At 32.8% G+C, this 5,437-nt stretch carries 4 protein-coding genes and 1 pseudogene; 1 reads left to right on the top strand and 4 read right to left on the bottom strand.

What is annotated here, in order from left to right; genetic code table 11:
- From AA089_RS22655 to AA089_RS22645, 3 genes and pseudogenes are all read right to left on the bottom strand, one after another.
- Positions 1–1,513: pseudogene (locus AA089_RS22655) on the bottom strand (CUB protein); the annotation flags it as partial.
- A gap of 301 nt (positions 1,514–1,814) precedes the next feature.
- Positions 1,815–2,645, bottom strand: a complete 831-nt coding sequence (locus AA089_RS22650; RefSeq protein ID WP_046759308.1) for an ABC transporter permease — start codon at positions 2,643–2,645, stop codon at positions 1,815–1,817.
- Between the two features lie 15 nt (positions 2,646–2,660).
- Positions 2,661–3,563: an ABC transporter ATP-binding protein gene (locus tag AA089_RS22645; protein WP_046759307.1), complete on the bottom strand. Its 903-nt coding sequence runs from the start codon at positions 3,561–3,563 to the stop codon at positions 2,661–2,663.
- A gap of 283 nt (positions 3,564–3,846) precedes the next feature.
- Here AA089_RS22645 and AA089_RS22640 point away from each other — a divergent pair, with 283 nt between their 5' ends.
- Positions 3,847–4,044: a hypothetical protein gene (locus AA089_RS22640; protein WP_046759306.1), complete on the top strand. Its 198-nt coding sequence runs from the start codon at positions 3,847–3,849 to the stop codon at positions 4,042–4,044.
- Positions 4,045–4,165: 121 nt separating this feature from the next.
- On the opposite strand, the gene AA089_RS22635 is transcribed toward AA089_RS22640, so the two are convergent.
- Positions 4,166–5,224, bottom strand: coding sequence for a nucleoid-associated protein (locus AA089_RS22635; protein ID WP_046759305.1), 1,059 nt, complete (start codon positions 5,222–5,224; stop codon positions 4,166–4,168).
- Between the last annotated feature and the right edge of the window lie 213 nt (positions 5,225–5,437).

Below are 5,437 nucleotides of genomic sequence, written 5' to 3'. Positions count from 1 at the left end.
ATTGATCGTCGATAACGTTGGCAGTTGGGGTTGTAAAAATAAGTATGTTTGCTTGACCTTCTAATGGACATTCTCCATTGTTTTGATCAATAGTTACTTCATACAAACCAGCATCAGCTAGCGTTACATTTGTCAGATTTAATTGAAAAGAAGTTTCCGCTAAAGGATTTCCTTCAAATGTCCACGAATAGGTTGCGCCAGGAATATCATCTGCTGTTAGTGTATAATCTTGTGTTGTACATAATGACAAATCTGTTGAAGAGACACCATTACGGATAATATCGATTGGAGTAGCAAATAACGATTGAATGAACGGAGGAAGTCCAATTCGAGACAAATTTGTGTTTGAATTTGTAATATCTAATAAGATTCCATTTTCATTGTATACTAGCGCAGGACCAGCAGCTTCAGGATTTTCAATGATACCTAAAAACTGTCCAGAACCAGCAACATTTCCAAAATCTAATAAGGCTCTGTATATTCTACCATCAATACCAACCTGAATTGCACCCGCAGAAAAAACAGGAGAATCATTTACTGTAAATTGCGAACCAGGAATATCTGTTGCTAATAAATCGTATTGTAGCAATAAACTGTTTCCTGTCCCACTATCGCCAAGTCCTACAGTTGCATATAATTTTGTTGCTTCAGGAGAAAATTCTACTCCATACGGAGAATCTCCATTATATAATTCCAATTCATTGGTTACAATACCTGTAGCATTATCGAAATCATATAGCATTACTTTCCCAGGGCCATTTCCACCTTCAACATTTGTGAGTCCTAAGTGTGCAGCAGCTAATTTATCTCCAAGCGGAGATGCTTTTAAGTATCCTAAGGCATTTCTTCTATATCCAGAAATAGGAATAGATGTTGGCGTAGTACTAATTATAGGTGTAGTGTTTACTCCAAGCGCGTCAACACGAAAGGAGTAGAAATTGTTTATAAAATGAGTGATTACCCAAAAAGAATCACAATCGGCACTTTTTACAGCAGATATTTTTTCTGAACATTTAAAACGTGTTTGTTGCGCGTCAGAAGTGTCATATGTAATTAAGGGTATGTTTTTTTGTGAATTATCAACAAAACCAATACCATTCGTCATATCTACAACGGTATAGTTTAATCCATTATTTACACCACCATCATTGTGATGTGGTTCATCAACCGTAAAAATATAATAGATGTTTGGATCTTGTGGTTTTGGAACAATAATCGCGGAAGAAGTACTAGAACTATCTCCATTGAGTCCAGTACCATTGGTCATGATTAAGTGATTTCTGTTCCAAACCGTAATTCCATCTGTATAAAATAATAATTGCCCATCAGCATTTGAAATTGAAGCACAACCTTCAAGAGTATCAAGACTTCCATCGGTAACCGCAGCAACAGTTCCTGTATTTGGATCAAATTGAAGTCCTGCATTTTGACCAAAATACCAATTGGCTGCTTCACCTTGTGCAAAAATCAATGTGGGTACTACTAAAAAAACGAATAGTAAAAGTTTTCTCATTTTGTTATGTTATTTTCTATGCATGTAAAATGCCCAATACCTACTAATAACTCGTTTTCAACGCTATTATTTTATGGTATTGAGTATTAATCTTTGTAGAGTAGTGTACATTTTGAAATAACAGTTTTTGTAAAAAGGGCTCATTTTCTTAAATAGGGAAATTTATTAAGCGCTTTACTGAGAGGTACTTCATAGCAATTGTCAATACTCATCAAGCGCCAAAGATACTAAATTAAGAACCAAAAAAAGAGCGAATTTCTTCGCTCTTTCTATAAAATCTATTTGTTTGCTGTGCGCGTTGTTATAAATCTCGTCGTTTTAGTAATCGGTACGATAAGAAGATGTATATAAAAATCCAAACACCAGCAATTAAAAACTCATACCAATAAGCTGGATAATCAGTGACTACCATATCTGACGGATTGTGCAATGCTACAATTCGTGTAGCTGGTTCGTCAATTAAATTCCACATAGATGTGAAAGGAAAAAACTGCATTACCTGATTTGAAACATCGTAATTGTACCATTCAAATCGAAACAATCCGTATAAAATTAATTCTAAAATAAAACTGATAAATAAGAAGCCTAATGCAAACGCCGATCGTTTGATTAATACTCCAACAAACAAGCAAAAGCTAAAGAATGTCAATAGTTTTACAAAGTAGGCTAAGATGAATTCAGAACCACTGAAAATAGTATCTATATATAAATCTTGCGAAGGCGTATTTAGGACTCCAATAGTAAGTGTAATTATAAATACAACAAGCGTAATTACTAATGAATAAGCTAAAATGAAGTAAAATTTAGAAAGAATAACCTCTTTTTTACTCAATCCGTCAATTAAATTCTGCTTTAACGTTCGGTTGCTATACTCATTTCCAATCATGGAAACTACCACAATTGCAAAGAAAAATTTGAATCCGGCAATAAAAAAGGTCGTAATATGCCAAATGTACGGAAACTCAAAAATTTTGGTTTCTGATAAATCAAGGGTAAAATATCCAAAAAAGTTAATCTTTATCGAAGAAAGAATTAAAATGGATAGTGGAAATATAAATGATATTAATAATAATATTTTACTGGTTTTGTTGAGCCAGAGTTTTTGAAATTCTATTTGAAGTAAACGTAACATAGTTGCTGAATGAAATTAGTTAGATTGATTTTTGGTAAGGATTAAGAATTGTTCTTCCAAGCTTTCTTTTCGTTGTACCAAATGCGATAGTACAATACCTTCTTTAAACATTTGCTGGTTAAAATCAGCTGCGTTCATTGGTGCCGTTAAAAAAGCAGTAATCAATCCGTCTTGTCTTTTTATTTTTCCAAAAGAATTGTTATTCTGTAAATAGGATAATAATTGATTTTCTTGATCGGTTTTCAATTCAAAAAATCCCTGACTCGCTACCATTTCGTCTACGCGTCCCGAATATATTTTCTCTCCTTTTCTTAAAATGACCACATGCGAACATACTTTTTCAACTTCATCCAAAAGGTGTGAAGCCAATAAAATTGTAGTTCCTTTAGCGGCAATTTTTTTAATAATCTCTCTAATTTGATGAATTCCTTGCGGATCCAATCCGTTAGTAGGTTCGTCTAAAATTAAAATTTCAGGATCGTTCAATAGGGCAGAAGCAATCGCCAAACGCTGTTTCATCCCTAAAGAAAAAGTTTTAAACGAACTGTATTTTCGTTCCAAAAGTCCCACAAGTTCTAGTTTTTCGTCAATTCTATCTGTGGGAACATTTTTAATTTTACAAACCAGCTTTAAGTTATCGTAAGCAGACATGTACGGATAAAAATTTGGTCGTTCAATAATAGCACCTACTTTTTTCAATGCATTATGTACGGCAACTTTTCCATCGAACCAGTGAAAATTTCCAGAAGTTTTATTGACCACATTCAAGACCATTCCTAACGTCGTAGATTTTCCACTTCCGTTAGGCCCTAAAATGCCGTATACATTCCCTTTTTCTATGGTAAATGATAAGTTTTGTACTGCCTTAATTAACCCAAATTTTTTACTGAGATTTTGCAGTGTGAGAATAGTTTCCAATGTAATATAGTTTTTTGATTGATTGTATATAGTTGACGATTTAACTTAGAAATTGTTACAAAATAAAAATAAAGTATGAAATATATAGCTCAGTTGCCAATGGTATTATTTTTTAAAAATCATTGTTAAATGAAGTCTTGTTGGGTACAGATATACACATTGTACCTAAAAATATTCCTCACGCATAGCTGCAATCTGTAATTTAGAATAACCAATAAAATACTGCTGGTGGAAGCCGAAAAACCGATTTGTAAACAGAGTAGGCACATTAAAAATTATAACTATGTTAAAAAGCATTTTAGGAATTAAGGGAGTTTCTGAATTAAACAAAAAAGAACAACTAAAAATCACTGGTGGAAACGGCGGTGTAACGGAACATGAATGTAACTTATGTGACGGATTTTACGTCGGAAACGGTTACTGTGTTGTAGATGAAGTGCGTCAGGCTTGTTTGGACGGATTTCCTGGAGGCGACGACTAAATTGTAAACGTTAAAAAAGAGGCTACCTGAAAAGCTAAATTTTCGTCGAGCCGAACTTGATTCAATACATAGTTCAGAATGACTTTTTTTTATACTTTTTAGATAGCCTCTTTTATGTACTTTATGCTTTTTGTTCTTTGTTAAAATATACTAAGTAATAATACATCTGCTTTTCTTCATCCCAACCTTTTTCTACAAATTTCTCTGCAGATTCTGGATTGATAAAGTCGAGCTTAATTTGAATATTAGTATCCAAATTAATAGTGTTTTTGATGCTTTTACGCGCAGATGAAACCGCTTTGTTAGCAATTGGAAATTCCGAAACATCTTCAATGCTGTATTTTGGACCTTTCTCCACTTTGTAATGCTTAAACTCAGGAATTAAATCTGGATTTTCAATCACATCATTTAAAAACTCTGTTTCTTCAAAAGTATCGTTTTTGGCAAAATGATTTACAGCTCTGTTCATAAACATTACTTCTTCCTTCTTATCTTCCGCAGGAAAAACAACGTCTTTGGCAAAGTTTTGACAGAATTTTAAATATTTTTTAGTGTAAAAATTCTCGTCAGCAAACGCATCAACCGCTAAGAAATGATCTAACCAATATTTTGTATCGTACTTGTTGCTATCAACGGAAAGAATTTTGTAACCTTCTTCCTTTTTTACATTAAAAATGATACAACCTTTATCTAATTTGTTAAGCGAAACTCCTTGCTGTAATAACACATCTAAGTTGCTTCCTTTTTCTTCAAATTGAAGGAAATCATGCTTAATTTCCGATTTGAAAATTCCGACAGCATCTACTTTTTCATTGTCAATCACTACATTTTCAAAATAGCCAACATATACTTCTCCACTTTTAATGTGTGGATGTTGTGATTGTTCAAATAATAAAGAAGCTATTTTTTTAGAATTTTCATGAACTGAAGACGGATCGTCAAAAATTGAAGTTACAATGGTATATAACGGATTGAACTCAATATCAACTTCATTGGTAAATTGAAAGTAGTTTTCTTCCTTTTCACGAAACGATTTAAAGAAATATTCCTTAATCAAAGGCATGATTTCGTCTGTTAGTTGAAAAGGCTCTGCGGAAAGAAATACATTTTCATTTCTACTTTTGTTTCCTACTTTGTGAATAGACAACGAATCTAGTTGTGCACTGTATAAATTAATCATTTTTGGGTATTTTATTTTCTGAGAATACACACTTCTAAGACGACATTATTCCATGTTCATAGAAGTTATTGCTGTTGGCAAAAGTAATTGAAAAAAAGTTAAAAAAAGACTGGATTCAACTCGTTTTATTCACAATAAAATAAGAACCTCTTACACAAATAGTTTTGGAAAGATTTGTATATAAAAAAAGCGAACCGAAGTTCAGTCATGGTC

This window comes from Kordia jejudonensis (genome assembly GCF_001005315.1).
GTDB lineage: Bacteria > Bacteroidota > Bacteroidia > Flavobacteriales > Flavobacteriaceae > Kordia > Kordia jejudonensis.
This window is presented reverse-complemented; position numbering and strand designations above follow the sequence as displayed.

What these genes read in the sequence shown, in the direction of transcription:
- AA089_RS22650 (WP_046759308.1), bottom strand. Translation starts at nt 2,645, where the DNA reads ATGTTACGTTTACTTCAAATAGAATTTCAAAAACTCTGGCTCAACAAA.
- AA089_RS22640 (WP_046759306.1), top strand. Translation starts at nt 3,847, where the DNA reads ATGTTAAAAAGCATTTTAGGAATTAAGGGAGTTTCTGAATTAAACAAA.
- AA089_RS22635 (WP_046759305.1), bottom strand. Translation starts at nt 5,224, where the DNA reads ATGATTAATTTATACAGTGCACAACTAGATTCGTTGTCTATTCACAAA.